The 26,273-nt window shown below is 63.3% G+C and carries 24 protein-coding genes; 8 read left to right on the top strand and 16 right to left on the bottom strand.

Going from position 1 to position 26,273, the window contains the following annotated elements; all coding sequences use genetic code 11:
- Positions 1-98: 98 nt before the first annotated feature.
- The 5 genes from D2V07_RS00280 to ndhC are packed head-to-tail and all read right to left on the bottom strand — an operon-like array spanning position 99 to position 3,672.
- Positions 99-1,313, bottom strand: coding sequence for an NADH-quinone oxidoreductase subunit D (locus tag D2V07_RS00280; protein WP_119584030.1), 1,215 nt, complete (start codon positions 1,311-1,313; stop codon positions 99-101).
- Positions 1,310-1,813, bottom strand: a complete 504-nt coding sequence (locus D2V07_RS00275) for a hypothetical protein (protein WP_119584029.1) — start codon at positions 1,811-1,813, stop codon at positions 1,310-1,312. Before D2V07_RS00275 ends, D2V07_RS00280 begins: the two co-directional genes overlap by 4 nt.
- Positions 1,810-2,658, bottom strand: a complete 849-nt coding sequence (locus D2V07_RS00270) for an NADH-quinone oxidoreductase subunit C (RefSeq protein ID WP_119584028.1) — start codon at positions 2,656-2,658, stop codon at positions 1,810-1,812. The genes D2V07_RS00275 and D2V07_RS00270 overlap by 4 nt, the downstream gene beginning before the upstream one ends.
- 13 nt (positions 2,659-2,671) lie before the next feature.
- Positions 2,672-3,307: a NuoB/complex I 20 kDa subunit family protein gene (locus D2V07_RS00265; protein WP_233548180.1), complete on the bottom strand. Its 636-nt coding sequence runs from the start codon at positions 3,305-3,307 to the stop codon at positions 2,672-2,674.
- Entirely contained in the window at positions 3,298-3,672 is a 375-nt protein-coding gene (ndhC, locus tag D2V07_RS00260) for an NADH-quinone oxidoreductase subunit A (protein WP_119584027.1), read from the bottom strand. Before ndhC ends, D2V07_RS00265 begins: the two co-directional genes overlap by 10 nt.
- A gap of 280 nt (positions 3,673-3,952) precedes the next feature.
- On the opposite strand from ndhC, the gene D2V07_RS00255 reads away from it, so the two are divergent.
- The gene (locus tag D2V07_RS00255) at positions 3,953-5,149 is read left to right on the top strand and encodes a thiolase family protein (protein WP_119584026.1); all 1,197 of its coding nucleotides are present in this window, start codon (positions 3,953-3,955) and stop codon (positions 5,147-5,149) included.
- A gap of 146 nt (positions 5,150-5,295) precedes the next feature.
- Positions 5,296-5,676 carry a hypothetical protein gene (locus tag D2V07_RS00250; RefSeq protein ID WP_119584025.1) on the top strand — a complete coding sequence of 127 codons (381 nt, stop codon included), beginning with the start codon at positions 5,296-5,298 and terminating at the stop codon, positions 5,674-5,676.
- A 63-nt stretch (positions 5,677-5,739) separates the two neighbouring features.
- On the opposite strand, the gene D2V07_RS00245 is transcribed toward D2V07_RS00250, so the two are convergent.
- Positions 5,740-6,213, bottom strand: coding sequence for an SH3 domain-containing protein (locus tag D2V07_RS00245; RefSeq protein ID WP_119584024.1), 474 nt, complete (start codon positions 6,211-6,213; stop codon positions 5,740-5,742).
- 130 nt (positions 6,214-6,343) lie between these two features.
- Here D2V07_RS00245 and D2V07_RS00240 point away from each other — a divergent pair, with 130 nt between their 5' ends.
- The 3 genes from D2V07_RS00240 (at position 6,344) to D2V07_RS00230 (ending at position 8,626) form a co-directional block, all read left to right on the top strand.
- Entirely contained in the window at positions 6,344-7,642 is a 1,299-nt protein-coding gene (locus D2V07_RS00240; RefSeq protein ID WP_119584023.1) for an ammonium transporter, read from the top strand.
- A 49-nt stretch (positions 7,643-7,691) separates the two neighbouring features.
- On the top strand, positions 7,692-8,120 hold the full coding sequence (locus tag D2V07_RS00235) for a nuclear transport factor 2 family protein (RefSeq protein WP_119584022.1): 429 nt from the start codon (positions 7,692-7,694) through the stop codon (positions 8,118-8,120).
- A 128-nt stretch (positions 8,121-8,248) separates the two neighbouring features.
- The gene (locus D2V07_RS00230) at positions 8,249-8,626 is read left to right on the top strand and encodes an exodeoxyribonuclease VII small subunit (RefSeq protein WP_147366870.1); all 378 of its coding nucleotides are present in this window, start codon (positions 8,249-8,251) and stop codon (positions 8,624-8,626) included.
- Here the strand turns inward: D2V07_RS00230 and D2V07_RS00225 are convergent.
- The 8 genes from D2V07_RS00225 to D2V07_RS00190 all read right to left on the bottom strand — a co-directional run bounded on the left by D2V07_RS00225 (position 8,623) and on the right by D2V07_RS00190 (position 19,488).
- Complete coding sequence (locus tag D2V07_RS00225; protein WP_119584020.1) at positions 8,623-9,276, bottom strand: alpha/beta fold hydrolase; 654 nt, start codon at positions 9,274-9,276, stop codon at positions 8,623-8,625. The two genes, D2V07_RS00230 and D2V07_RS00225, sit on opposite strands and share 4 nt — an antisense overlap.
- 44 nt (positions 9,277-9,320) lie before the next feature.
- On the bottom strand, positions 9,321-10,727 hold the full coding sequence (locus D2V07_RS00220; protein ID WP_119584019.1) for an NAD(P)H-dependent flavin oxidoreductase: 1,407 nt from the start codon (positions 10,725-10,727) through the stop codon (positions 9,321-9,323).
- Complete coding sequence (locus tag D2V07_RS00215) at positions 10,708-11,502, bottom strand: class I SAM-dependent methyltransferase (protein ID WP_119584018.1); 795 nt, start codon at positions 11,500-11,502, stop codon at positions 10,708-10,710. Before D2V07_RS00215 ends, D2V07_RS00220 begins: the two co-directional genes overlap by 20 nt.
- 59 nt (positions 11,503-11,561) lie before the next feature.
- The gene (locus D2V07_RS00210) at positions 11,562-13,631 is read right to left on the bottom strand and encodes a beta-propeller domain-containing protein (RefSeq protein ID WP_233548179.1); all 2,070 of its coding nucleotides are present in this window, start codon (positions 13,629-13,631) and stop codon (positions 11,562-11,564) included.
- 40 nt (positions 13,632-13,671) lie between these two features.
- Entirely contained in the window at positions 13,672-14,817 is a 1,146-nt protein-coding gene (locus tag D2V07_RS00205) for a DUF3419 family protein (protein ID WP_119584016.1), read from the bottom strand.
- Positions 14,818-14,834: 17 nt separating this feature from the next.
- Positions 14,835-15,962 (bottom strand): peptide chain release factor 2, encoded by a 1,128-nt coding sequence (prfB, locus tag D2V07_RS00200; protein ID WP_119584015.1) that lies wholly within the window; start codon positions 15,960-15,962, stop codon positions 14,835-14,837.
- Positions 15,963-16,037: 75 nt separating this feature from the next.
- Positions 16,038-18,560 (bottom strand): penicillin-binding protein 1A, encoded by a 2,523-nt coding sequence (locus tag D2V07_RS00195; RefSeq protein ID WP_119584771.1) that lies wholly within the window; start codon positions 18,558-18,560, stop codon positions 16,038-16,040.
- A gap of 55 nt (positions 18,561-18,615) precedes the next feature.
- Positions 18,616-19,488 (bottom strand): N-acetylmuramoyl-L-alanine amidase family protein, encoded by an 873-nt coding sequence (locus D2V07_RS00190; protein WP_119584014.1) that lies wholly within the window; start codon positions 19,486-19,488, stop codon positions 18,616-18,618.
- Between the two features lie 475 nt (positions 19,489-19,963).
- Between D2V07_RS00190 and D2V07_RS00185 the strand changes: the two genes are divergently transcribed.
- Both D2V07_RS00185 and D2V07_RS00180 read left to right on the top strand, forming a co-directional pair.
- Positions 19,964-22,738, top strand: coding sequence for an Rne/Rng family ribonuclease (locus tag D2V07_RS00185; protein WP_119584013.1), 2,775 nt, complete (start codon positions 19,964-19,966; stop codon positions 22,736-22,738).
- Between the two features lie 26 nt (positions 22,739-22,764).
- Positions 22,765-23,592, top strand: a complete 828-nt coding sequence (locus D2V07_RS00180) for an NTP transferase domain-containing protein (RefSeq protein ID WP_119584012.1) — start codon at positions 22,765-22,767, stop codon at positions 23,590-23,592.
- 9 nt (positions 23,593-23,601) lie between these two features.
- Here D2V07_RS00180 and D2V07_RS00175 read toward each other — a convergent pair whose 3' ends face one another.
- Positions 23,602-24,237, bottom strand: a complete 636-nt coding sequence (locus tag D2V07_RS00175; RefSeq protein ID WP_119584011.1) for a class I SAM-dependent methyltransferase — start codon at positions 24,235-24,237, stop codon at positions 23,602-23,604.
- Between the two features lie 143 nt (positions 24,238-24,380).
- Between D2V07_RS00175 and D2V07_RS00170 the strand changes: the two genes are divergently transcribed.
- The gene (locus tag D2V07_RS00170; RefSeq protein ID WP_119584010.1) at positions 24,381-25,394 is read left to right on the top strand and encodes a D-alanine--D-alanine ligase family protein; all 1,014 of its coding nucleotides are present in this window, start codon (positions 24,381-24,383) and stop codon (positions 25,392-25,394) included.
- On the opposite strand, the gene D2V07_RS00165 is transcribed toward D2V07_RS00170, so the two are convergent.
- Positions 25,391-26,107 carry an SDR family NAD(P)-dependent oxidoreductase gene (locus D2V07_RS00165; protein ID WP_119584009.1) on the bottom strand — a complete coding sequence of 239 codons (717 nt, stop codon included), beginning with the start codon at positions 26,105-26,107 and terminating at the stop codon, positions 25,391-25,393. The two genes, D2V07_RS00170 and D2V07_RS00165, sit on opposite strands and share 4 nt — an antisense overlap.
- Positions 26,108-26,273: the final 166 nt, after the last annotated feature.

The raw sequence follows: 26,273 nt of genomic DNA, 5'->3' as shown, positions 1-26,273 counted from the left end.
CAGGCCGTAGAACACCAAAGGCCCTGACGCTGCAATCACGCTGAAGATTACCAATCCAACAGCGAGAGGCTTCCAGTGAGCGCGGACGTTTTCCATTGTCACCGGTCGCACTCCCCGAACACCACGTCGATCGCGCCGAGGATGGCGGTTGCGTCGGGCAGCATGTGGCCCCGCGACATGAAATCCATCGCCTGCAGGTGACTGAACGCCGTCGGGCGGATCTTGCAACGATAGGGTTTATTGGTGCCGTCGCTGACCAGGTAGACGCCGAATTCGCCCTTGGGGCTTTCGGTCGCCACGTAGACCTCGCCCGCCGGGACGTGAAAGCCCTCGGTATAAAGCTTGAAGTGGTGGATCAGCGCTTCCATCGACTGCTTCATCTCGGCGCGCTTTGGCGGGGCCACCTTGCGGTCTTCTGTCGCGATCGGCCCTTCGGGCATTTCCGCCAGGCACTGCTTGATGATACGGGCCGACTGGTAGACTTCCTCGCAACGGACCATGAAACGGTCGTAACAATCGGAGTTGGTGCCGACAGGGATCTCGAAGTCCATCCGGTCATACACATCGTACGGCTGCGACTTGCGCAGGTCCCACGGGATGCCGGCAGCGCGGATCATCGGGCCGGAGAAGCCCCAGCGGATCGCATCTTCCTTGCTCACCACGGCGATATCGACGTTGCGCTGCTTGAAGATGCGGTTGTCCTGAACCAGGCTCATTGCGTCGCCGAACAGTTCGGGCAGGCGGGTGTCGACCCAGTCGCCGATATCAGTCAGCAGCTTAAGCGGCACGTCCTGGTGCACGCCGCCGGGACGGAAGTACGCGCTGTGCATGCGCGCGCCCGAAGCACGTTCGAAGAAGTTGAGGCAATCCTCGCGCAGTTCGAACACCCACAGGTTCGGCGTCATCGCGCCCACGTCCATCACGTGCGCGCCGATGTTGAGCATGTGGTTGCAGATGCGGGTCAGCTCCGCGAACAGAACGCGCAGGTACTGGGCGCGTTCGGGCACCTCGACATTCAGCAACTTCTCAATGGCGAGGACATACGAGTATTCCTGAGCCAGCGGCGAACAGTAATCGAGCCGGTCGAAATACGGCAGCGCCTGCAGGTAGGTCTTGTACTCGATCAGCTTCTCGGTGCCGCGGTGGAGCAGGCCGACGTGCGGATCGATACGTTCGATGATCTCGCCGTCCAGTTCCATCACCATGCGCAGCACGCCGTGCGCGGCAGGGTGCTGAGGGCCGAAGTTGATGGTGTAGTTGGAGATTTCCTCGCCGTCAGTCGTCGGCGATTGCTCGTATGTCAGGCCGCTCATACCGAACACTCCCAACGGCCCGGGCCGTAGACGACTTCGCTCATGCCTTCCTTGCGCAAGGTGAGCGTAGCTTCGTAGCTCAGGCTTTCCATCTGCGCTTCGGTTCCGGTTTCCGCACGGTCGATCTCGACAGTGTAGTCGTCACCATGCAGCATGGGGCCGACCGACAGGGCATCGGGGCCGCCCAGTTCGCCGGCCTGCAACCGCAGGTCCTGGCCATTCATTCGCACCACGCCAAGCCCGCTTGTGCCCTCTTCGCCTGTCGCGCCTGCAACCAGCAGCGTCTCGCCGTCTGCCTCGAAGGTGCAGATACCAAGGCTCGGCTCGAAATCGATGTCGACTTCGCTGGCGCTAACCGGTTCGAGCGTCGGAATCACGGCAACGTCTGGCGTTTCGCTCACCGTTTCGATGGCATCGTTGTCGTCCACCACTTGCTGCGCATCGCCACAAGCGACCAGCGCCAGTGACGCGGCGGAGATAAGAACTAGCTTGCGGATCATTCCTTGTCCTCCGGCTTTGTCGCGCCTTTGGTGTCGTGCACGTCACCCTTGCTGGCTTCGCGATCCGGCCGTTCCTCGGTGGTTTCCGGGGCATCCTGCTGGATGCCGGTATCCTCTTCGGCAGGCGCACCCGCGCTCACCTTTTCCTCGGCCTTTTCGTCAGCCTTCTTGCCAGCGCCGGTATCGCTTGGCTTTTCGGTGACCTTCGGATCATCGACTGGCGGAGCGTCCGCCTTCTCGTCGCCCGGCAGCACGTAGTCCGCGCCTTCCCAGGGGGAGGTGAAGTCGAAGCTACGGAAATCCTGCGCCAGTTCGACGGGTTCGTACACGACGCGCTTTTCCTCCTCGGAATAACGCAGTTCGGTGTAGCCAGTCAGCGGGAAATCCTTGCGGAAAGGATGTCCTTCGAAGCCGTAGTCGGTCAGGATGCGGCGAAGGTCGGTGTTGCCGTCGAACATCACGCCGTACATGTCGAACACTTCGCGCTCCAGCCAACCGGCCACAGGCCACAACGTGGTGACGGTGGGGACGGGCGTCGCCTCGTCGGTCGACACTTTCAGCATCACGCGGTGGTTCTTCGTCAGGCTCAGCAGCATGTAGACAACTTCGAACCGCTCCGGGCGGCTCGGATAGTCGGCACCGGCGATTTCCATCAGCTGCTGGTAAGCGTGTTCGTCACGCAGCAGGCGCAGGGCATCCTCGATGCTCTCGCGCTTTACCGTGATGACGATCTCGCCGAATTCCTCGATGCAGTCGACAACCATGCTGCCGAGCGCGGCGCACAGGGCATCGCGCACGCCTTCGTTCGTGGCGTAGCGTGGGGCGGGATGCAGGACTTTTGCCATCAGATCCGCTCCCTCAACGCTCGATCGTGCCGCTGCGGCGGATTTTCCGCTGCAACTGCATGACGCCGTAAAGCAATGCCTCTGCCGTCGGAGGGCACCCGGGGATATAGATGTCCACCGGCACGATGCGGTCGCAGCCGCGCACTACCGAATAACTGTAATGATAGTAGCCGCCGCCATTGGCGCAGCTGCCCATCGAGATCACGTACTTCGGTTCCGACATCTGGTCGTAAACGCGGCGCAGCGCGGGGGCCATCTTGTTGCAGAGGGTTCCGGCCACGATCATCACGTCAGACTGGCGCGGGCTGGCGCGCGGGGCGACGCCGAAACGCTCCATGTCATAGCGCGGCATGTTGACGTGGATCATCTCCACCGCGCAGCAGGCGAGACCAAAGGTCATCCACCACAGCGAGCCGGTGCGGGCCCACTGGAACAGGTCTTCCGTGCTGGTGACGAGGAAGCCCTTGTCGTTCACTTCTGTCTGCAGCGCGTTGAAATATTCCGCGTCCGGCTGCTTCACGTCGCCGCCCTTCGCGGTCGGCAGATCGTGCAAGGCAGGGTTGGCGGAATCGGCGATCCCGTCCTGGTACGGCGGATAGAGAGCGGGCTCGCCCGGCATCTCTTTCGTCTTGTCGTCGGTCACTCCCATTCCAGAGCTCCCTTCTTCCATGCATAGGCCAGGCCGATGGCGAGTTCTCCGAGGAAGATCATCATGGTGATCCAGCCCGGCCAGCCGGTGAGATCGAGACTGACGGCCCACGGAAACAGGAACGCCGCCTCAAGATCGAAAACGATGAACAGGATCGCTACCAGGTAGAAACGCACGTCGAACTGGCTGCGCGGATCCTCGAATGCGGGGAAACCGCATTCATACTCTATGAGCTTGTTGGCCTGCGGTTTGTGCGATCCGGTGAGCCTGGATACACCCATTGGCAGGAAAACAAAAGCTGCCGACAGCCCCGCCGCGATGACGAGGAAAAGCAGGATCGGAAAATATTGTTCGAGGTCGACCAAGACAGACTCGTCAGGTTGCTGCGGGGTTCGTGGGCGCGTCTAGGCAATGCGATGCTGCGATGCAAGGCAGTCGAACAGCCTATAAGCGGCTAATTCGCGGGATTCCCCGCCAAATCGCATCACCCGGTACCTGCCTCAAGCCCGGAGCCGAAGCGCACGGGTCCCGTGCATCGATCCCCTAGAGCATGGTGCAGCGCACAATCTTGCGCATGCCGCATTCTCTTTATACACAGCGCGCGAAACGACCAATCCAATCATGCTCACGAGAGGCAAGCACCCCATGGCAACCTTCAACGAATCCGATCCGATCGTCATCCTTTCCTATGCACGAACGCCGATGGGCTCGATGCAGGGTGCGCTGGCGGACGTTTCCGCGACCGATCTCGGGGCGACAGCGGTGAAAGCTGCGCTGGAGCGTTCCGGTGTGGCGGGCGAGGATATCGACCGCGTGTACATGGGCTGCGTGCTTCCCGCCGGTCTCGGCCAGGCGCCAGCCCGCCAGGTCGCGGTGAAATCGGGTCTGCCGCTGTCGGCACAGGCAACCACCGTGAACAAGGTTTGCGGCAGCGGCATGCAGACCGTCATCATGGGTGCAGAAGCGCTCGCGACGGGCAGCGTCGACTATATTGTGGCCGGCGGCATGGAGAGCATGACGAACGCCCCCTACCTGCTGAAAAAGCACCGCTCCGGCGCGCGTGCCGGTCACGATACCGCCTATGACCACATGTTCCTCGACGGGTTGGAAGATGCCTACGAAGAAGGCCGCGCCATGGGCACCTTTGCGCAGGACATGGCTGACAAGTACCAGCTGACGCGCGAGGAAATGGACGAGTATTCCATCGCTTCGCTCGACCGCGCCAACAAGGCCATCGAAAGCGGAGCCTTCGCCGACGAGGTCGTTCCGGTTACGGTCAAGACCCGCAAGGGAGACGTCGTGGTCGATACCGACGAAGCCCCCGGTCGCGGCAATCCCGGCAAGATCCCCACCCTGCGTCCTGCCTTCGCCAAGGATGGCACGATCACCGCTGCGACTTCATCCTCCATTTCCGACGGCGCAGCTGCGGTGGTGCTGTCGCGCAAGAGCGTGGCGGAGGCCAAGGGCCTGACCCCGGTGGCGACGATCCACGGTCTCACCGCTCACGCCCAGGCCCCGGCGGAGTTCACCATCGCCCCTGTCGGCGCGATCGAGAAGCTGCTGGAGCAGACCGGCTGGAGCGTCGACGACGTTGACCTGTGGGAAGTGAACGAGGCTTTCGCATGCGTCGCGATGTTCGCCATGCGCGACATCGGCATTTCGCACGACAAGATCAACGTGAACGGCGGCGGCACGGCTCTGGGCCACCCGATCGGCGCCAGCGGCACGCGCATCATCGTCACCCTGCTCAACGCGCTGAAGCAGCAGGGCAAGAAGCGCGGCATCGCCAGCCTCTGCATCGGCGGCGGCGAAGCGACTGCGGTGGCCGTCGAACTGGCCTGACGCATTAATTTAGAGGGCGGACCCGATCGGTCCGCCCTTCGCCAGTCACCAGCGGCAAGGTGAACTTGCCGCCCTCGTCCGGACCCGTTCGAAGATTTGTCCGTTCCGATGATTGACGAATTCGATCCAGATACAGGAATGTGAATATGAAGAAGCTGATTGCAGTCGCCGCTCTGGCCGCCCTTGCCGCGTGTGGCGGCGATGCCGATGAGCCGGTGGAGGATGCGAGTCTGGACCAGGCGGCAGCAGATGTAATTCCCGAAACGTCACCGGGCACCTATTCTTCTACCACGCCCGATGGCGCGGAAGTTTCCGTCATGCTAAACGACGATGGCACCTACGCCGTGATGCAGGACGGTGAACAGGTCGAGGCGGGATCGTGGGAAGACAATGTTCGGGGCACCTGCCTGACCGCCGAAGGTGGCGACACCCAGGATTGCTGGAACATCGAACCGGCGGGTGAAGATGGCATGATGAACATCACCGGCACCGACGGCCAGACCCTGAGCTACACCTTCGAGGGTTAATCCAAGCCAGCCTGAAGCGAAAAAGGCGGTCCGAAAGGCCGCCTTTTTCATTGCGAGAAGATTTTAAGGCTCGCCCGCTCCCCATAGACGGGTTTCCTCGATCCACCCTACGTGGCGCTCCACGTTCAGCTCGCACCAGCCCGAATCGCAATCGCCCAGTTCGCCAACCACGCCCGGCTCGACGTTCCAGCGAAGCGGAGCATCACGGCCCGGCGCTTCGCGCATGGCAGCTACACCGTCGCCAACAACGATGGCCGTGCGCTGGCGGCTGAGCAGGCTCGCGGAAATCCAGCCCGTGGTGCCATCCGGCTCCTCGACATAACGCCAGCCCTGCATCAGGCGGATCACTTTCACCGGCAGGCCTTCGCGCTTGTAGACCCACTGGATGGGAAACTGCTCTCCCGCCCCCACGCGCATATTGGCCTCGGGCGTGTCGATGCTGGCCCAGTATGGCAGCTCCGCCTCCTGCGCAGTGGCGGGCGCGGCGAAATATGCGATGGCTATTGCGGCAGTTGCGAGTCGGATAATGGGTGACATCTGTCTGGACTAGCCGTCCACCCCCGTCACCGGCAACTCGCAACAGCCCTCTTGCCCAATTGGAATATTCTGTCCTAACAGGCCCGCCGGACGCAATCCCGTCACAAGAACGGGTTTGAGGGATACATCTATGCTTCGTAAACTTGGTGCCGCCGCGGCCCTTTTCGCCTTGCCGCACGTGGCGCATGCGCAGGAACTGACCAACGTCGCCCAGAACGATAGCGGCGATACCGCGTGGATCCTGACGGCGTCAGCCCTCGTCCTGCTGATGACCCTGCCCGGCCTGGGCCTGTTCTACGGCGGCCTGGTTCGCGCTAGGAACTTCCTTTCCGTGCTGCTGCAGGTTGGCGCGGTCGCGGGAATTGCCTCGGTGTTGTGGATCATGGTCGGCTACACGCTGGCGTTCGGAAACAGCACGGGCGGCTGGATCGGCGATGGCAGCAAGTGGATGCTGATCGATCTTGGTATTCTTCGCGAAGGGCTTACCCTGCCGGAAAGCACATTTGCTCTTTTCCAGATGACCTTTGCTGCGATCACACCCGCGCTGATGGTGGGCGCATGGGTGGACCGCGCCCGGTTCGGCTGGGTCGTTGCCTTCACCGCTATCTGGGGGCTTCTCGTCTATGCGCCCGTGGCGCACTGGATCTGGGGCGGCGGCTGGCTGGGCCAGCTTGGCGTAACGGATTTTGCAGGCGGTCTCGTCGTGCATACCACAGCGGGTGCCTCTGCGCTCGTCGTGGCCTTGCTGCTGGGCAAGCGCCAGGGATTCCCCGGTTCTACCTTGCTGCCGCACGCGCCGGGCATGACCATGCTGGGAGCAATGCTGCTGTGGGTCGGCTGGTTCGGCTTCAACGGTGGCAGCGCGCTGACCGCGACCGACGATGCCGCCATGGCGATTATCAACACCCACGTCGCCGCAGCGACGGCAGCGCTGGTATGGCTGCTTATGGAAAAGATCGCTTTCGGAAAAGCGACCACCGTGGGCTTTGCCACGGGAGCCATCGCCGGTCTTGCAACGGTAACCCCGGCGGCAGGTTTCATCTCGCCCGGGGTGGCGATCCTGTTCGGCATTCTGGCATCGCTCGTCTGCTACTACGCCATCCAGCTTGTGAAGAACAAGCTGGGAATCGACGATTCGCTGGATGTCTTCGCGGTTCACGGTGTCGGCGGCATGCTGGGAACCCTGCTGCTGGGTGTCTTTCTTTCCGCAGATCTTGGCGGCATCGGCTATGCCGAAGGCACCGGCATGGTGGGCATGGTTGGCGTGCAGGCGCTGGGAATAGCGGTGACGGCGGTCTACTCCGCCGTCGTGGCAGCGGTGATCGCGATTGCCGTGTCGCTGTTCATCCCGATGCGCGTGACAGAGGAAGAAGAGGTCCAGGGCCTCGACCAGACCAGCCACGGCGAGCGCAGCTGGCAGTTCGACTGAGCCTCACATGGCTTGCGCGCCGCTGCCCATAGGCTAGGTGCATGGTGCTATGGATACCTTTGCCGCACGCCTCGAAACGCTTGAACACCAGTGGATGCGCGCGTGGATGCGCGGCGACCGCAAGCTGATGAAGGAAGTCGCCGCGCGCGACTTCGTGTTCCTGCTGGGCGGCAACAAGGCGACCATGCTCGACCGGGTAAGCTGGCTGGACGCGGCGACCACCCGGCTGCGGTGCCATTCCTACCGCTTTGGCGATATCTACGTCCGCCGCCACGGGTCCATCGGCGTGTTTGCCTGCCAGATCGAGCTCGAAGCCTCGTTGGGCGATCACGAGTGGAAAGGCACGGTCTGGGCGTCCGATATCTGGCGGCGCACCATGTCGCGGCGCAGCTGGAAACTGGTGGAGCGCGTGGTCTCTCGCCCGGAAGGCGACAATGGCCTGCGCGACGGGATAGAGGCCTTGCAATTGTGGCGCTAACGGCGCCGCCGACAGGTTCCGACCTGTGCACGCAGTGCGGTTTGTGCTGCAACGGCGCGCTTTTCGGCTTTGTGCCATTGACCACGGCGGAGCAGGCGCTGGCCCGACATCGGGGCCATGGTGCCAGGATGCCCCAACCCTGCGAATTCCTGCACAACCGCACCTGCGGCATCTATGCCGACGGTCCGCCGCACGTTTGCTCCGCCTTTCGCTGCAGCCTGCTGCGCCGGTTCGAGGCAGGCGACCTGGCGCTGGACGATGCCCTTGTCGAAGTTGCCGAAGGTCACCGGCTGCACGACGCCGCACGGGCCGAGCTTGAACCGGGCACCCGACTGGCCGACGTCTATCGCGAACTGGCAGAAGGCGCCGCAGCGCAGGACGGGGCTTTCGACATGAGCAAGGCGCGCCGGCAGGTCGCCCTGATCGCGCTGATGGTCTACGCCCAGGACCACTTCCGCGTGCCCGGCAATGCTGCGGACCAGCAGCGCACCAACTTCCCCGGCTAGGCTTCCATATCCGCCATCTTGGCGAGGATCTTCTCGATTGCCGAAGCAGAGGTGCCCAGCGCGAAATGCTGCGCGTCGATCCGCAGGGTTTCGTCCGCCTCGCCCTCGCGCCCACGGCTGCAATCGGGCGAGACGATGCCATCCTTGGCAGACCAGACCGCCAGGGTGGGCACGGGCGGCTTTGCGGCTACCTGTTCGGCGAAGGGAGGATTGTCGACCGTGTGATCGTTGATCGCCTCGTACAGCTTCCATGCCACGTTGGCGTGACGGTCGCCGGAAAACGGGCTGGCCACCGTGACTACCATGTCAACATGCTCCGGACAGCGATGCGCCAATACGCGGGCGTACAGGCCGCCCAGACTCCAGCCAATCAGTACCACCTTCTTGCCGGTCTGCCGATGCAGTTCGGAAAGGCGCGCTTCCAGCTCCTTCAGCTTGCCCGCATCTGCCCCGGTATTGAGGCCGCGCCGCCAGCCCTCCGGCTCGAACCCCCGCGCCTTCAGCGTTCGCCGCAGCAGCGTGGTGGAAACGTCGCCGGTCGCAAGTCCGGGAATGACGATGGCCGCCCTTCCCCGCCCGAAGCCGGCACCGCCCTTGGGCAGGCGAAAGGGATTGAGGAGGACGCGAGGAATAGCCAGCCCCTCGCGCAAGGTATTGCGCAGGGGTGGCGGCTGTTCGTGCTGCTCGCTCAGGATCAGTCCCCGGTCAGGATCCGCTCGACCAGTTCCTTCACCGTGGGGGTGTAGTTGTTCGAATAGAACGGGTCGGTCTTGAAACGGTAGGCCGCATGGCCGGCGAAGGCGAGATTCTCGTCCGGATCACCGCCGTGGGCGATGTCCTGCAAGGTCTTCTGAATGCAGAAGCTGCGCGGATCGGCCAGGCGGCCGGTGGTGTGCGTGTCGTGGTCCTTCCAGCTGGAGAACTGGCAGTGCGACAGGCAGCCCATGCAATTCGCCTGGTCGGTACGGATCTGGTCGGCGCTTTCAGGCGTCACGAACACCACGGTATCGTCGGGCGTCTTGAGAGCTTCGGTGAATCCTTCGTGCATCCACGCCTGCGCCTTGCGCTGGTCTCCTGGGTGGACGAAGAAATACTTGGCCTTGCCGTGATCCATCAGCGGGATCGTGCCCTCTTCCTGATCCCGCTTGAAGATGGGCACCTGCCGCTCGGAACGGTGCATCAGGTCATACAGGAACGGTGTCTTCACCGCGCTGGAGTAAAAGCCAGTAGGCGAGAACTTGTGCAACAGCACGTCGCCCGGTTCTACCGTGCGCAGCATTTCCTTCCACACGTTGGGGATCGGGCTCTCCTTGGTCAGCAGCGGACGCGTGCCGAACTGGAAGGCGATCTTGCCCAGCTCCGGGTTGTCGATCCAGTCTTCCCACTCGCGCAGGTACCAGACGCCGCCTGCCATCACGATAGCCGTTTCCTCCGACACGCCCTCAGCGCGCATCGTCTCGCGCAGAGCCTTCACGCGCGGATAGGGATCCTGCGGCTCGCGAGGATCCTCTGCATTGGAGAGACCATTGTGGCCGCCCGCCAGCCACGGGTCTTCGTAGACCACCGCCGCCATGAGGTCCGGCACCTTGGAATAGCTGCGCTTCCACAGTGCGCGGAATGCGCGCGCGGAGCTGATGATCGGCAGGTAGTAAACGTTGTAATGCTGGGCGATCTCGGCCAGCTTGTAGGGCATCCCGGCACCGCAGGTGACGCCGGTGACCATGCCCTTGCAGTTTTCCAGCACGCCTTCCAGCACGCGCTGCGCGCCGCCCATTTCCCACAAGACGTTGATGTTGATCGCGCCATTACCGCCTGCGATTTCATGCGCGCGCTTCACCTGTTCGGTAGCGCCGTCGATGGCATACTGGACCAGCTGCTCGAACCTTTCGGTTCGGGTTGCCTGAGGATAGACCTGCGGAATGGGGTTGCCGTCACTATCGTAGCTGTCGGCATTCACCGCGCTGACCGTGCCGATGCCGCCGGCCGCAGCCCAGGCGCCGGAACTGGCGTGGTTGGTGGCGGAAACGCCCTTGCCGCCCTCGATCAGCGGCCAGACTTCGCGGCCGCCATAGGAAATCGGCTTAAGACCCTTGAAACTCATCATTTTCCCCAGAAGTGTCCTCGTCCCTAAGGGAGAACTCGGTGTTGGTCTCGCCCGGCTGCAAGCAGGGCTCTATGTCGCGTGGATCGGGCCGGTCGCCCTCCACTTCGAACTGCGCGTAGTAGCCCGCTATCTGGGGCTTGCGCACGAACTCGACGAGCCGATAGCCGACGCGCTCGAATTCGCAAAACAGAAGTTGCGGGTTGATCCCGTGCTGGTCTGCCGGACGGTCGACATCCACGACGATAACCTGTCCACCTTCGCGCAGCGCCGGGCGCATGCGCCACAGCAAGGCGTAAGGCTCTGTAATCTCGTGATACATGTGGACCATGAAGATGCGATCGAAACTGTCGGGCGGCAGCTTGGGATCGTCCGAATCTCCAAGCGCGATGGAGACATTGTCCAGCCGCTCGCGCTCCACCCGGCTGCCAAGGCGGCGCAGCGCGTCCTCATCGATGTCCTGCGCCAGCACGCGGCCACTTTCGCCTACCCGGGCGGCAAGCCGGACGGTGTAATAACCCTCCCCCGCCCCGATGTCGGCGACGGTCATGCCCTGCGTGATTTTCGCCTGGTCCATCACCGTCTGCGCTTCCTGGCGATCGTCGCGGATCTGCTCGTTGGAGAACGCGTTCGAACCCGCTTCGGAAACAGGCCGGTAAGGGCGCGGGAAATCGCGCGCGGTGACCGGGCGATCCTCCTCCGCCACGTCGCAGGCGGCAAGCGAAAGGCAAGCTCCCAGCGCGGCCAGGACATTGATGGCAACCCGTCGTGTCATACAGGCGCTCTAGCCGCACAGAGCAAGGTTGGCAAAGCGCCATGTCGAAGGAGTTACGGTCAGGGTGACACCCTGCCAGTGAGGTCCAGCCTCCGCAGCACCTCGATCCGGTCATCCAGCGCGCGGCCTTCCACCAGTTCGGTGCCCATCAGCGCATAGACGCCGCGGCCAAGGAAGATCGGACGGGCATTGCCGTACCAGTCGATGCAGGAAACCTCGCACTCGTAACCCTGCGCCACGGTGTCCGATCCCGATGCGGGCTTGATATCGGAGAGATCCGCAAGGTCGCCTTCGGCAGTAAAACGCAGGAAAGAGATACCCGAATCGTCCGATCGCCAGGGCAGCTTGCCGGAATCCTCTTCCCGCCGCACCGTGGGGATGCCCATCAGACCGTCCATTTCGGGGTAGATCGTGGAATTGAAGGCATGGCTGCGGCTCTCGCTTTCGTAGCGGCCTTCCAGGAATGCCTGTCCCTTGACCCGCGCTGCCTCTTCCAGATCGAGGTAGCTGAGGTAGAGGCCTTCCTGATCGCGGTAACCCGTCAGCACGGCATCGCCCGCAAGCGCCTCTATCCGCGTAATCTCGTGGCCAAGCGGGATGCGCGTGGTGGCGGAAGGTTCGCCCAGCGGAACGGCGAACACGCCTCCCTGCGAAGCAGCGGCAAGCTCCTTGGCATCATAGGGCGGGCGGCCATAATTGCTCCTGACACCGTAAAGCAGCCAGTCGCCGACAAACCGGTTTTCGAATTCCCCCTCTCCGGGTGACGGAAGGCTGACGAAGCGGCGATCTGGGGCGGAGCGGTAGCGCTCTGAGAACGTCGCAATCGAACTGTCGATCAGCTCCGGGTTGGCGTGAAAAGCATCGTAATCGCGAGAGCCCTCACCACATTCGAAGTCCGGCCAGCTTTCCAGCATGCGAAAGCGAGAGCCCTGCTGGTCCATTGAGAACTGGTCGAACACCATTCCTCGTACTGGCAAAAGATCGACATCGGCACTGCGTCTCAGGGAGATGCGAAAGACGGCGCCGGGTGGAGAACCGTCGACACTCGGCACGCCCGCCCGCCGTGCCCGGCACACGTCGTATGGATCGAGATCGTCGTACGTGGCAGCAGAGGTCGCAAGGAAGATGTTGTCGGGAGAAACGAACATCTCGGCGACCGCGCCTGCGATGAACCCGGTCGATACGCAATCGAGGTTTTCCTCATCCAGCTTTCCCAGATCGCAGATCGAGATCGTGTGCACCATCGGTTCGTAAGAGCCGAATACCGGCCGGTAGATGTCCCTCGCCTCCAGGATCGGCGAACCGCGCGCGGTATCTTCGAACTCCTCTTCCGGAACCCAGCGCCGCACAACCGGGCGGTTCCGGCGATTGACGAGGTCTTCCGGTTCGAACGGCGTGTAGATTACCAGTTTGTCGCCCGCCACGCGCGTCGCGTAATTGTCGACGTCGTAATAATCTTCGGACGAAATGAGAAACACCCCGCGCCGCTCGATCTTTCCGGTCGCCCGGTCGAGCCGGAACACGGACAGCTCGCTAGCCTCGTCGTAATAGGAATAGGCGGTCACCAGGATGTTATCGCCCTGCACCAGCATCTCGTCATACCAGTCCGCGCCAATGGGATCGCCATCCTCGCCGCGGCGGTACACGTCGATGCGGTCGGTAAGCTGCATCGTGTGATAGTTGGCCGCGAAGATACGGCCGTCCTGCAATACCAGCAGGTAATCTCCGATCAGTTTTACGATGTCGCCTTCATCGACAGTCGCGGTCTGGTTGTTGGTGATGGAAGTGACGGCCATCGGGGATGACTGTGGTGATGATGCAACCCGCGAGCCGGTTACCACGACGACCCCGCCCTCATCTTCGCATTCGGCAAACAACGGATTGCACGGTTCCGCTTCCACCTCGACCTGGGCCTGCGCAACCACGATCTCCGGCGGCAGGGCTGCGCGCTGGTCGTCGGCTAGGCGCCGTCGCATACGGCGCACGTCGCGCACCCATTCGCGGTAGGCACGTTCGTCCTCGAAACGCTGCAGATCGGGCCAGGCAAGGTCTTCCACACGCGGGTGGTCCCACGTGCCTTGCGCCTGAACGGTGGCCGGCAGGGCGAGCGCCGCCAGCAAGAGCCCCATTGCAAGCCGCATACTGCCCTCCCCCGCTGTCTTCGATACGCTAGCTATGCCGCAAATCTCTGATCTCGCAAGCGTCTCGCGAGGCTATCCCCTCCCGCCGGGCAACGACGAAGCTGTAGAACAGCGCGCCGTCGGACAGGCGTAGCGCGTCTTCCAGTTTGCGGTTGCGGGTGAAACCCGATTCCAGCGGAATGTCCGTGCCGGACTTGTTGTAGAACTTGCGCTCGCACACCAAGCCGCCCGGACGGATCCCACGCGCCAGATCGGCCCACACGCGGCGTTGCACGGTGTCGTCGCAATATGAGGAATAGTCCGACAGCGATGCGCCGTCGAAGCTGCCTGGCTCCGCCTCGGCAATCGCCTGCTGCAAGCTGAGAGTGCGCAATTCGAGGCGGTCGACCCGCTGCGCTATCGCCGCGTGACCGGCTTCGGTGAGATAGGGTGGCAGCACTTCGGTATCGTATCCTCCGCTCAGCATCAGCCAAGCGAAGGGAAGATCGCGAAGGTGCAGGTCGCGGGCGGCATGGTTGAAGCAGTCATGCGTATATGCCGTCATGTCGAATTCACGGTCGATGAAGGCGATGCCCGGCTCGCGCATCACCCAGCGCCACAGCGAACGCGCAGTCATGGCGCGCACGAACAGCCGCCAGCGCCAGTCGTCCCACTCCTGCCGCCACAGGGCCCACTGGGTTTCGCGGTCCGGTGCGGCGAGCAGGCGATCGGCAAGCTTGCGCCGCCGTTTGCCAGCCCACCGGCGGATCTGGCGCAGAAACCCCTCCCAGCGTCCGCAGTAGAGAAGCCCCTCTGCAGCGATACCCCGGTTTCGTCGCCAGAATTCCCGCGATGGAGGCGAAAGCTGCGGCAGCAGTTTGTCGATCAGGTCAAGCCGCGCCGGTTCTTCCCGCAAGCCCACGAGACCGCTGAAACTTGCATAGTCGAAAGTGCGATAGGCGGCGGCAAACAGTTCGGCGAGCGCGGTCTGCGCCGGGTTCTGGTCTATCGAGACGATGTGCGCCGGATCCGCCAGCAGCAGGTCGAAAGCCCGCGACCCGCTGGCGGTGATGCACAGGAGGCGCTTGCCCTTCGGCTGCAAGGCAGCGATCTCGCTTGCGGTGTCCTCGTTACAGGCGGAATACCAGATGGCCGACTGGTCGAGGACGGCGGCGCTGGTGCTCTCGTTCTCCACCTGCGGGGGGCGCGGATTTACTCCACGTCCTCCACATCCACGGTCTCGCCGGTCACGCGCTGCGCCAGGGCGGCCGCGATGAAATCATCGATCTCGCCATCAAGCACGTCACCGGGAGCGGTCGACGTCGTCCCGGTGCGCAGGTCCTTCACCATCTGGTATGGCTGGAGGACGTAGCTGCGGATCTGGTGGCCCCAGCCAATCTCGGTCTTCTCCGCATATTCGCCTGCCGCCACCGCTTCGCGCGCGGCCAGTTCGCGCTCGTAGAGGCGCGCCTTGAGCATGTTCATGGCAGTTGCGCGGTTCTTGTGCTGGCTGCGGTCGTTCTGGCTGGCGACCACGACGCCGGTGGGCTTGTGCGTGATACGTACGGCGGAGTCGGTCGTGTTGACGTGCTGCCCGCCCGCTCCGCTCGCGCGGTAGGTGTCGATCTTCAGGTCGCCTTCGTTGATCTCGATATCGATATCGTCGTCGATCACCGGGTAGACCCAGACACTGGAAAAGCTGGTGTGGCGGCGTGCGGAACTGTCGTAGGGGCTGATGCGGACAAGGCGGTGAACACCGCTCTCTGTCTTGGCATAGCCGTAGGCGTTCTCGCCCTTTATCAGCAGCGTGGCGCTCTTGATGCCGGCCTGTTCGCCAGCGGCATATTCGACCGTCTCGACCTTGAAGCCGCGACGTTCGGCCCAGCGCGCATACATCCGCATCAGCATTTCGGCCCAATCCTGGCTCTCGGTGCCGCCTGCGCCCGCGTTGACCTGCAGGTAGGTGTCGTAGTTGTCCGCCTCCCCCGAAAGCAGCGCGTTCACCTTGTCGCGGTCCGCCCGCTTGGCAAGGGCTGCGAGACTGGCGAGGCCTTCGGCCACGACATCGTCATCACCTTCGGCCTCGCCCATCTCGACGAACTCCGAGGCATCGGCCATTTCCTGGCTGATCTCGTTCACCGTGCCCACGGCATCCTTCAGCTGCTTGTGTTCGCGGCTGATCGCCTGGGCCTGCTTGGGATCGTTCCACAGGTCCGGGTCCTGCACGCGCGCCTCCAGCTCATCCAGTCGGCGCAGCGCGTGTTCCCAGTCCAGCGACTTGCGCACCAGCGCCAGCGCGGCTTCGATCCGGTCGATATGGGCCTGCCCTTCGGCACGCATGGCAATGTCCTTTGCAAATGTGAGACGCGCGACTAGCGCAAGGTGAGACGCGGGGAAAGCCTTCGGGCTGGCGGATCAGTAGATGCCGCCCTGCTCCTCGGCGAAGTCTTCCGGCTCGCTGGTACGGCGACTGGCGCGCGGCCCCTGCTGCGCACGGCGCAACTGCGCCAGGATCGTCTCGCGCATGGCGTCGATTTCGTTCTGGCGCTGGTTCCGGCGCGGCTCGGTATCGGGCTTGAACGCCTCCCAGATCACCGCGGAAGTCGGCTCGTCGGTGGGCCAGGCGTCGAACACCCGGCGGCCCGTGCGTCGGTCGACGCGCACCATCCGCACACCGCTTGGCGCGACGAACGGCCTGCCGCTCCAGTGGTCGCGCGTTTCCTGCACGAACTGTTTGAAGATCGGCGCGGCGGTGTTCCCACCCTGGATCCATCCGCCCATGTTGCGCGGCTGGTCGAAACCCAGATAGGTCGCGCCGATGATGTCGGGCGAGCCACCGACGAACCAGGCGTTGGTCGGACCCGAACTCGTGCCCGTCTTGCCGAACAGCGGAAAGTCGAGATCGCGCAGGCGCGTGGCCGTGCCGCGCTGGACGACGCCGGTCAGCATGTTGACGATCTGGAACGCGGTGCGCGCATCCATTACCTGCCTGCCGGTACGCCCGAAACGCGGCATCGCTCCGCCGTCCCACTCAGCCATGTTGCAGCCGGTGCATTCGCGGTTGTCGGCGCGGTAGATCACTTTCCCGTCACGGTCCTGCACATAGTCGATTACCGTGGGGTCGTTCAGCCGCCCATGGTTCACCAGCGCGGCGTAGGCGGCGGCCATGCGCTCTACTGTGGTGTCTCCGGCGCCCAGGGCGAAGGCGGGATAAGGCTCGTAGGCACCTTCGTCGGCGATACCCAGGTTCTCGAACGTGTCGATCACGTTCTCCATGCCGGAATCCATCGCGATATGGACGGTCATGAGGTTCTTGGACTGCTCCAGCCCGTAGCGCATCGGATACTCGCCCCCACCGCGGCCACCGCCGAAGTTGGTGAAGCATTTCTCACCCAGGTTCGCGCCCTGGTAATAGCAATACTGGCTGTCCGGGATCATCGAGGCCGGCGTCATGCCGTTGTCGAGGCCGGTAGCGTAGACGAAGGGCTTGATCGTGGAGCCGGGCTGGCGATTGGCCTGGGTAGCCCGGTTGAAACTGCCGAGCCGCGAATCGAAGCCGCCCTGCATCGCCAGCACGCGGCCGCTGTCGGGCGCCATGGCCACGAACCCGCCGGAAACTTCCGGCACCGTTTCCAAGCGCCAGCCATTGCCACGCGGCGAGGCGACCACGACGTCGCCCACGCTCATCTCGCCTGCCGGGTTGGACAGTGGGAATTCTTCGCCATCGGCGAAACCGATGGTGGCCGAGCCGCTGCCGAGTGCCGTAATCACGCCAACCCGCCAGTCCTCGTAATTGATAGTGAGGTAAGAGCTGCGTAGTTGTGCGGTCAGATCGCCGTTATCGGGGTTGAGCGTGGCAACCGGACCTGCCCAGCCGCGATTGCCGTGGTAACGCAGCATCGCGTCGCGCAGGGAATTGCGCGCGGCATCCTGCAGCTCGGTATCCAGCGAGGTGCGAACCCAGAGGCCGCCTGCATAAACGCTGTTGCGGCCATCCTCCGCTTCCTCGCCAAAGCGTTCGATCAGCTCGCGGCGCACTTCTTCCAGGAAGTAGCCAGCATCGGCGGAACGCTCTGTCCGTTGCCCCTGGATAATGCCGAGCGGCTGCGCCTGCGCGGTCTGCATTTCCTGAGGGGTGATATAACCGTTGTCCTCCATCTGGGTGAGGACCCAGTTGCGGCGTTCCGTCGCCGTGCCGTAGTTTGCCTGGCGGCTATAGACCTCGGGGGCACGCGGCAGAATGGCGAGATAGGCCATCTCGTGCAGTTCCAGGTCTTCCACGTCCTTGTCGAAATAGGCACGCGCGGCTGCCTGCACACCAAAACTGCGGCGACCCAGCGGAATCTCGTTGAGATAAAGCGTGATGATCTGCTGCTTGGAAAGCACGCCTTCGATTCGCGTCGCCAGGATCATCTCCTTCAGCTTGCGCGTCACCGAATATTCGTTGCCGACGAGGATGTTCTTGGCCACCTGCTGCGTGATCGTGGAGCCGCCTACGGCGCGCTCGCCGGAACCGATCTTCGACACGTAATCGATCACCGCCCCGACGAAACCGCCCGCGTCAATGCCGCCGTGGGTCCAGAAGGTTTCGTCCTCGGCAGAGATGTAGGCGTTCATCAGCTGCTCGGGCAGATCGCGGAACTGCAGCTCCACGCGCCGTTCACGCTCGTAACGGTGCACGATCTCGCCATCGATACCGCGAACGACGCTGGGCAGGTTCGGCTCGTAATCCAGCAGCGTCTCTGCATCGGGAAGGTCGCGGGCAAGCCAGGCCCACCCTAGCAGCCAGGCCAGCATGCCGGCCAGCAGCAGGTAACCCGCAATGCGCACAAGGCGCCGTTCTCGCCAGGCGGACCGCAGGGGGGCGCCGATGCGCCGGGTAAATTCGCGAAAACGCTGCAGCGTGTCGCCGATGGCAGAAGAGGCAGAATTGGTCATAAGGCAGGCCAGCGCCTTACATGCCATTGCTTGATGGCGCCACAATGAATGCGCATCAGTTTATCGTGGATTGCCGTGCGAAATATATGCGGATCGCCCGCGCCATCACTTCTGCAAAGCGTTCCCGTCCCTCGACCGAAGCCAGCCTCTCGGCGTCTTCCAGGTTGGTGACGAACCCCGATTCGAACAGCACGGCAGGAACATCCGGCGCACGCAGCACGGCCAGCGCCGCGGCGCGGCGCGGCTGCGGATGGAAGACCAACCTGTCGGCCCCCTCGCGCTCAATCAGTTCGGCGAACAGGGCCGACTGCTCCGAGGTGCGCCGCTGCGAGAGTTCTACAAGGATGGCGTTCACTTCCTCGGCCTGCCCGGAAAGATCGACGCCGTTGATGATGTCGGCATCGTTCTCCCGCTCGGCAAAGCGAGCGGCCGCTTCCGATGATGCCGTGTCGGACAGGGTATAGATACTGGCACCCGACACCCCTTCCCGCTCACCGGCGGAATCGGCGTGGATCGACAGGAACAGGTCTGCCCCCAGCGCGCGGGCGATCTCCGCACGTTCCTGCAACACGATGAAACTGTCGTCGTCCCGCGTCATCGCAACGCGTATGCCGCCCTCTGCCAGCAGCCTGTCGCGAAGGGCCCTTGCCAGACCCAGCACGATGGTTTTCTCGCGGTATGCCTCGTTGACGGTGCCGGGGTCCGGTCCGCCGTGTCCGGCATCGATCACCACCAGCGGGCGGGCAGGGTCGGACGGGCCCAGTATCTCGGGAAGGTCGATGGGCGTGCTGCCGTCGGGCAAAGGCACGCGCACCACGTAGTCGCGCCCCAGCACCGGCACCGGTATGGCCGCGCCCAGTGCGTAAAGCATGCCCAGCAACAGCACCGGGAAGGCGAACAGCAGGCCGATCTGCAAACGATACGCCATGCGGGCGGCAAAACGTCCTATGAAACGCGCCTTGGCAGGGCGCAGGAATGGTTAAGGCGATACCAAGGGAAATTTGCGCAAATGCGCAACAAGGTTGCCGTATCTTTTCCCCGATGCTAGCTAACGCCTTGCCGGAGCAATATTGCAAACCGGCACCTCCGGACAGGCCCTGGCCACCGGGAATACTTACAGGTTGATGCCGCGATGCAAAGTAAAAGCCAGCAAGCCACATTGCGTTCTTACGAACGCGTGATGGCTGCAAGGCTTCAAGCGCAGACGCAAACCCTGCGCCTTCACACCGCGACAGACACGTTTCGCACGCTAACCCTGGAACCGGCACCTTGCCGGACGGGAAGCGTGCCGATTTCCAACACCCGCGACTATCGCGGGCCCCACACATATCGGCAATCCTCACCCCCCGGCCCGGCACCATGCCGTGTGACCGGGGCGGCAGCGATCGCCCGGAGAATACTAAATGGCAACCCGCATGCTTATCGATGCGCGCCACCCGGAAGAAACACGGGTGGCAGTGCTCAAGGGAAACCGGATTGAGGAATTCGACTTTGAATCTGCTGAACACAAGCAGATCAAGGGCAATATCTACCTGGCAAAAGTAACGCGTGTCGAACCGTCGCTGCAGGCGGCGTTCGTCGACTTTGGCGGCAATCGGCACGGGTTCCTCGCCTTCAGCGAAATCCACCCGGACTATTACCAGATCCCCGCTGCAGACCGCGAAGCGCTGCTTCAAGAAGAGCAGGCTGCTGCCGAGGAAGAGGCCAAACTTCGCGCCGAAGAGGACGAGGACGAGGACGGAGCCCCGCTCGACGAGGACGTCGATGGCGAGGACGATGACGAGGACGAGCCCGGAGTCGAGGAAATCGACACCAGCGAGAAGGACGACGTCTCCACGATCGAGGACGGTCATGTCGAGAACGGCGAAGATGAAGCGTCGGACGACGATGACGATTCCGACGACGAGGACGAGAATAACGGCAAGCCCCGCGGACGCGGTCGCGGTCGTGGCAAGGGTCGTCGCCCGCAGGGTCGCCGCCAGGGTGGCAGCCGCGCAAAGGAAATCGACGAGGCACGGGCCAAGCGCCAGGCGCTGCGTCGCCGTTACAAGATCCAGGACGTAATCCAGCGCCGCCAGGTGCTGCTGGTGCAGGTCGCCAAGGAAGAACGCGGTAACAAGGGCGCTGCCCTTACTACTTACCTCAGCCTTGCGGGCCGCTATTGCGTGCTGATGCCGAACAGCAGCCACGGCGGCGGCATTTCGCGCAAGATTTCCAGCGGTTCCGATCGCAAGCGTCTGAAGAGCATTGTCAGCGACCTCAAGCTGCCCCGGTCGATGGGCCTGATCGTGCGCACCGCCGGGCTTTCGCGCACCAAGACCGAGATCAAGCGCGACTTCGACTACCTCGCAAGGCTGTGGGACGAAATCCGCGAACGCACCATGTCGAGCAGCGCCCCTGCACAGATCCACTCCGATTCCGACCTGATCAAGCGCGCCATCCGCGACATCTACAACCGCGAGATCGAGGAAGTCGTCGTGGAAGGCGAGGCCGGCTACAAGGCCGCCAAGTCGTTCATGAAGCTGCTCATGCCCAGCCACGCGCGGCGGGTTAAAGCCTACAACGACCCAGTTCCGCTGTTTCAGCGATACGGCGCGGAAGACCAGCTTTCGGCGATGTACGACCCGATGGTGCAGCTGAAATCGGGGGGCTACCTGATCATCAACCCGACCGAGGCACTGGTGTCGATCGACATCAACTCGGGCAGGTCCACCAAGGAGCACGGTATCGAGCAGACCGCGCTCCACACCAACTTGGAAGCGGCGAAAGAAATCGCCCGCCAGTTGCGCCTGCGCGACATGGCCGGCCTGGTGGTGATCGACTTCATCGACATGGAGCGCACCGGCAACGTGCGCAAGGTCGAGCGGTGCATGAAGGATGCGCTGAAGAACGACCGCGCGCGCATCCAGGTGGGCCGTATTTCGGGCTTCGGTCTGATGGAAATGAGCCGCCAGCGCCTGCGCACCGGCGTGCTGGAGGCGACAACCCGCCAGTGCCCGCACTGCGACGGCACCGGCCTGGTCCGCACGGCCAGTTCCGCTGGTCTCTCCGCGCTGCGCCTGATCGAGGACGAGGCTGCCAAGGGCAAGGGAACGGTCATCACGCTGTTCGCCTCCACCGAAGCCGCCGTATACCTGCTCAACACCAAGCGCGCCGACCTTGCGGAAATCGAGCAGCGGTACGGCGTCACCGTCGAGGTGAAGCCGGAAGGCGAGGATGAAGGCGCGAAGATGCGTGTATCCTCGTCCGGTCCGCGCCCGTCGCAGGCTCCCAAGTTCGAGCCCATCGTGGACGACGAGGACGATGACGACGTAGCCGACGAGGACGAGGCAGACGACGACCGCGAAAACGACAGTGACGACGATGGCGGCCAGCAGAAGAAGCGTCGCCGCCGCCGCCGTGGCGGTCGCGGACGCAACAACCAGGATCGCCAGCAGGATCGCGACTCCGGCGATTCGCCCAGCGATGACGACGACGATTCCGACGACAGCGATGGCAGCGATTCCTCATCCGGTGAAGGTTCGGACGACGATGGTGACAACAAGCAGCGCCGACGCCGCGGTCGGCGCGGTGGCCGGGGTCGCAACCGCAAGCGTCGTGACGAGGATGGCAGCTCGAACGACAATGATACGTCGTCCGATGAAGCTCCTGCCCAGGCGGCGGAGAGCGATGCTGGCGAAACCGCCAAGGCCGAGGTAACCGAAGAGCCCGCTGCCGAAGAAAATCCCAAGCCCAAGCGCCGCACGCGCCGGAAAAAGGCTGACGAGGAAGCCCCCGCCGAAGCCGTGACGGAAGCTCCCGCTGCAAAGGCAGACGCCGAGACCGAGGCCGAGGAAAAGCCGAAGCCCAAACGCACCCGCCGCAAGAAGGCCGATGCACCTGTCGAAGGCCCCAAGGCCGAAGACGCCAAGGCTGATACCACCGAGGCTGAAGCGGAGGAAAAGCCGAAGCCCAAGCGCACCCGTCGCAAAAAGGCCGAACCGGCTGCATCCGAAGGCGAACCTGCCAAGGCTACCGAAACCGCCAAGGCAACCGAGACTGCCGAACCGCAGGCCGAGGCGCAGCAGAGCGGCGCAGACCAGGCCGAAGCGTCGGACCAGTCGGAAAATGACGATGGCGGAACCAACGAAGACGGTTCCCCGCGTCGTGGATGGTGGCAACGTACGTTCGGTAACTGATAGCGGTCAGTAAACGGAGGCCAGCGATGGATAGCCTGCCCGTCACCGTCATCGTGTTGGCGGCCCAGCGCACTGGCGTGGTGAACCCCCTAGCCAAGCGCGCGGGGGTCAGCCACAAGTGCCTGGCGCCGATCTGCGGCAGCCCCCTGATCGCGCATGTCATGGAAGCGCTCACCACGCTGCCTGACATCCGCGAGATCAGGGTGGTGCTGGAGCCCGAGGGCCAGGCCGAAGTTGACCCGGTGCTGGAAACCTTCCGTGATCGCGGCACCCCGATCACGCTGGTCGATAGCGACGCAAATATCGTCGAGAGCGTACTGGCCGCCTCTAAGGGCGAAGACGGACCGTTCGTGATTACGACGGCAGATAACGTCCTGCTCACCCATGACGGTTTCGAACAGGTGCGCAGCGCGATGCGGGATGCCGATGCGGTGATCGGGGTAACCACCAAAGAGCGCGTGCGCGCTGTGCACGAGCGCGGCCAGCGCGGTTTCTACGAATTCAAGGATGCGGGCTACGCCAACTGCAACATTTATGGCCTTGCCAACGACAAAGGCCTGAAAGCGGCCGAAATATTCCGCGAAGGTGGGCAATTCCAGTCCAATCCGGGCCGCATGGTCCGCGCTGCGGGCATTTTCAATATCGTGCTGATGCGCCTCGGACTCGTCACTTTCGCCCGCGGGCTGGACCGTGTCGGTAAGCGCTTCGGCGCGAAGCTGCGGCCGGTCGTGTTCGAAGACGGTGCGCTGGCCATCGATGTCGACAATGAACGCACCTATGCCATCTGCGAATGGGTGCTTGGCCAGCGCCTGGGAATGGACATTCCCAAACCGCAAATCGAGGACTGGAACTAGGGCTCGCCCTCAGGCTCCGGCCCGTCTGGCGATCCCCCACTCCATCCAGCCCGCCCACCGGGGAGCCTTTGCGAAATAAGCCTGTCCGATCGGGTCGATCTCGAACCCGGCGGCGCGGATGGAACCGCCGATCTCGCGGGTAAGGTGGCAATTGCCCGCCAGCCGCCTCCACACCGGCTCTATCCGGCGCTGCCACCTGGCCGGGCCGGCATCGGGAGCCTTCCCGTGTTCCAGGAACAGCAGCCTGCCGCCCGGTTTCAGGATACGGCGCATTTCCGAAAGAACACGGCCGGGATCGCTTACCGAGCAAAGCGTGAAAGTACACACGACGGTATCGAACGCGCCGTCGCCAAAGGGAATGTCCTCTCCCTCGGCTGCAACGATGTGGGCATCCCACCCCTTTTCGGCTGCGCGTTTCCGGGCGCCATTCAGAAGGCTGGCGTTGGGATCGATGCCGGAAAAACTGGTCACTGCGCTGGCGTCGTAGTGCGGCTGGTTGAAACCACCGCCGCAACCCAGTTCGAACACGGCGCCCTTGGCAAGGGGCACGACCTCGCGTCGCAATTCGGCGATTTCGGGCGCGCCGCAGCCGAGCGATATTACGCGGGGCAGCACGGTCTCGTCATACCACTTTCCGATCCCCATGGCTGCATCCCCTGGTTCGCCGCGAGAGAACGGAGTGTTTCACGGACCCGGTAATTTGCAAAGCCCATTCGCACTGCGATTGCACGCGGTGCGATTTGGGATTATCCGCCGCGGCCTTGCCAACGCCAGAAAAGGCCGAGTCCATGACGAGCGAAATTGCCCCCATTCGTATCACCGAAGATGCCAAGGAACGCGTGAAGATGCTGTTCATGGCCAAGCATGCGTTGTGGGGCGGCGGCATGCACCCGGAAGATGGCAATCACGCCATCTACCACCACGAGGTGCGCACGACGCTGGAAAACCTCGGCCTGAACCTGGAATTTGCCAACAGCTACGATGTGCTGTTCACTCCGCCGGAGGTGGATTTCGTGTTCCCGCTGCTCAACCGCGGCGGTTTCGTGAACAGCGAGATGCTGATTCCCATCCTGTGCAACATGCATCGCATTCCCTACCTTGGCGCCATGCCCTTCCTGCGGGGACTGGGCGATGACAAGTCGGTGTCCAAGCTGGTGTGCGAACATGCCGGCGTGCCCACCGCGCCGTGGTTCTGCTATCGCCGCGGCGCGCCCGTGCTGGAGAAAAACCTGCCGCCCTCCCCCGATGGCCGATGGGTCATCAAGCCCAACGCATCGTCCGCCAGCTGGGGCATTTCCGATGCCTTTGACTGGAACGGCGTGACCAATGCTCTGGCCGACATCCACGGACAGGGACACGATGCCATCGTGGAGCCCTACCTCGACGGCTACGACGTGCAGTGCGCCTTCATCACGCTTCACAACGAACCGACCGCCCTGCCCATGCTGTGGTACGAGCGGGAGAATACGCAGAAGCTGTGGACCTATTACGAAAAGCGCGACCTGGTGCCCAACACCGAAAAGGCTGCGCTGAAGCGTTTCGACCATCCCGAACTTGCTCCCAAGATCGAAGAAATGGCGAAGAAGGTCGCGAAAGAGCTGACCCCGTTCGATTATGGCCGGATCGAATTCCGCGTGGACCTGAAGACCGGCGATATCAATTTCATCGAGATCAACCTGAACTGCAACCTGTGGAGCGAAAAGGTCATGGCGAAGGCTGCCGCCCAGGCGGGCTTCAGCCATGCGGACCTGCTTGAAACGCTGCTGGCGGAATGCTGGCGGCGGCACGGCCTGATGAGCTAGGGCTCGACCGGCTCTCCCTTGTAATCGAAGACACCGCCACTGTCCTTCGGGCCCAGGTTGGCCAGCACATCCAGCAGATTGGCCGCGCTTTGTCCGGGCGCGGTCAACTGGCCTTCGGGCAGGTTGTTCTGGAACGGTTCCGACAGCGCGGTGTCCACCGTCCCCGGATGCAATCCCACGGCGATTGCCTGCCTGTGCGTGCGAGCAAGCTCAATGGCGAAGTTGCGGATCAGCATGTTCAGCGCGGCCTTGCTGGCGCGGTAGCTGTGCCAACCGCCGATCCGGTTGTCCCCGATGGAACCGACACGGGCAGAAATGGCTGCGAACGTCGCCGGCTCGTCTCGCGCAAACAAGGGCAGCACGTGCTTTGCCACCAGCGCCGGGCCGATGGTGTTGAGGCCAAACATGCGCGCCATGGCGTCAGCGTCGAGATGCTTGAAGCTGCGCTCCGGCCCCGTGCCGTCTTCCAGTGTCAGCACTCCGGTTGCAACGATCACCAGGTCTGGCGGATAGCCGCGCCATGATATGGCGGCCTCGGCAATGCTTGCCTCGTCCTTCAGGTCGAAGCGGAAGTTGCTCACGTTTGCGCGATCCGGTCCCCTCCCGCTGCGCGATCCTGCCAGCACATGCGCGCCGCTGGCGGCCAGCGCTTCCACCAAGGCCGCACCGATGCCGCCGCTGCTGCCGAACACTGCTGCGCGCTTCCAGCCCATCGCTATCCTTTCCTACATTTCCACTGGCGACATAGGCGTTGTCCATGCCCTCCAAAACACCCGCTCTCGCCCGTATTCCCGCCGTCCGCCCGCCCCTGTATGGCGAGAAGAAGGTTTTCGCTTCAGGACACTGTTCCAGGTGTTCCACATTACCAGCGGCAAGCGC

It is taken from the genome of Aurantiacibacter zhengii, from assembly GCF_003584125.1.
In the GTDB taxonomy this organism is placed as follows: domain Bacteria; phylum Pseudomonadota; class Alphaproteobacteria; order Sphingomonadales; family Sphingomonadaceae; genus Alteraurantiacibacter; species Alteraurantiacibacter zhengii.
The sequence above is the reverse complement of the archived record's forward strand: the minus strand, read 5'-3'. Positions and strand labels throughout refer to the sequence as shown.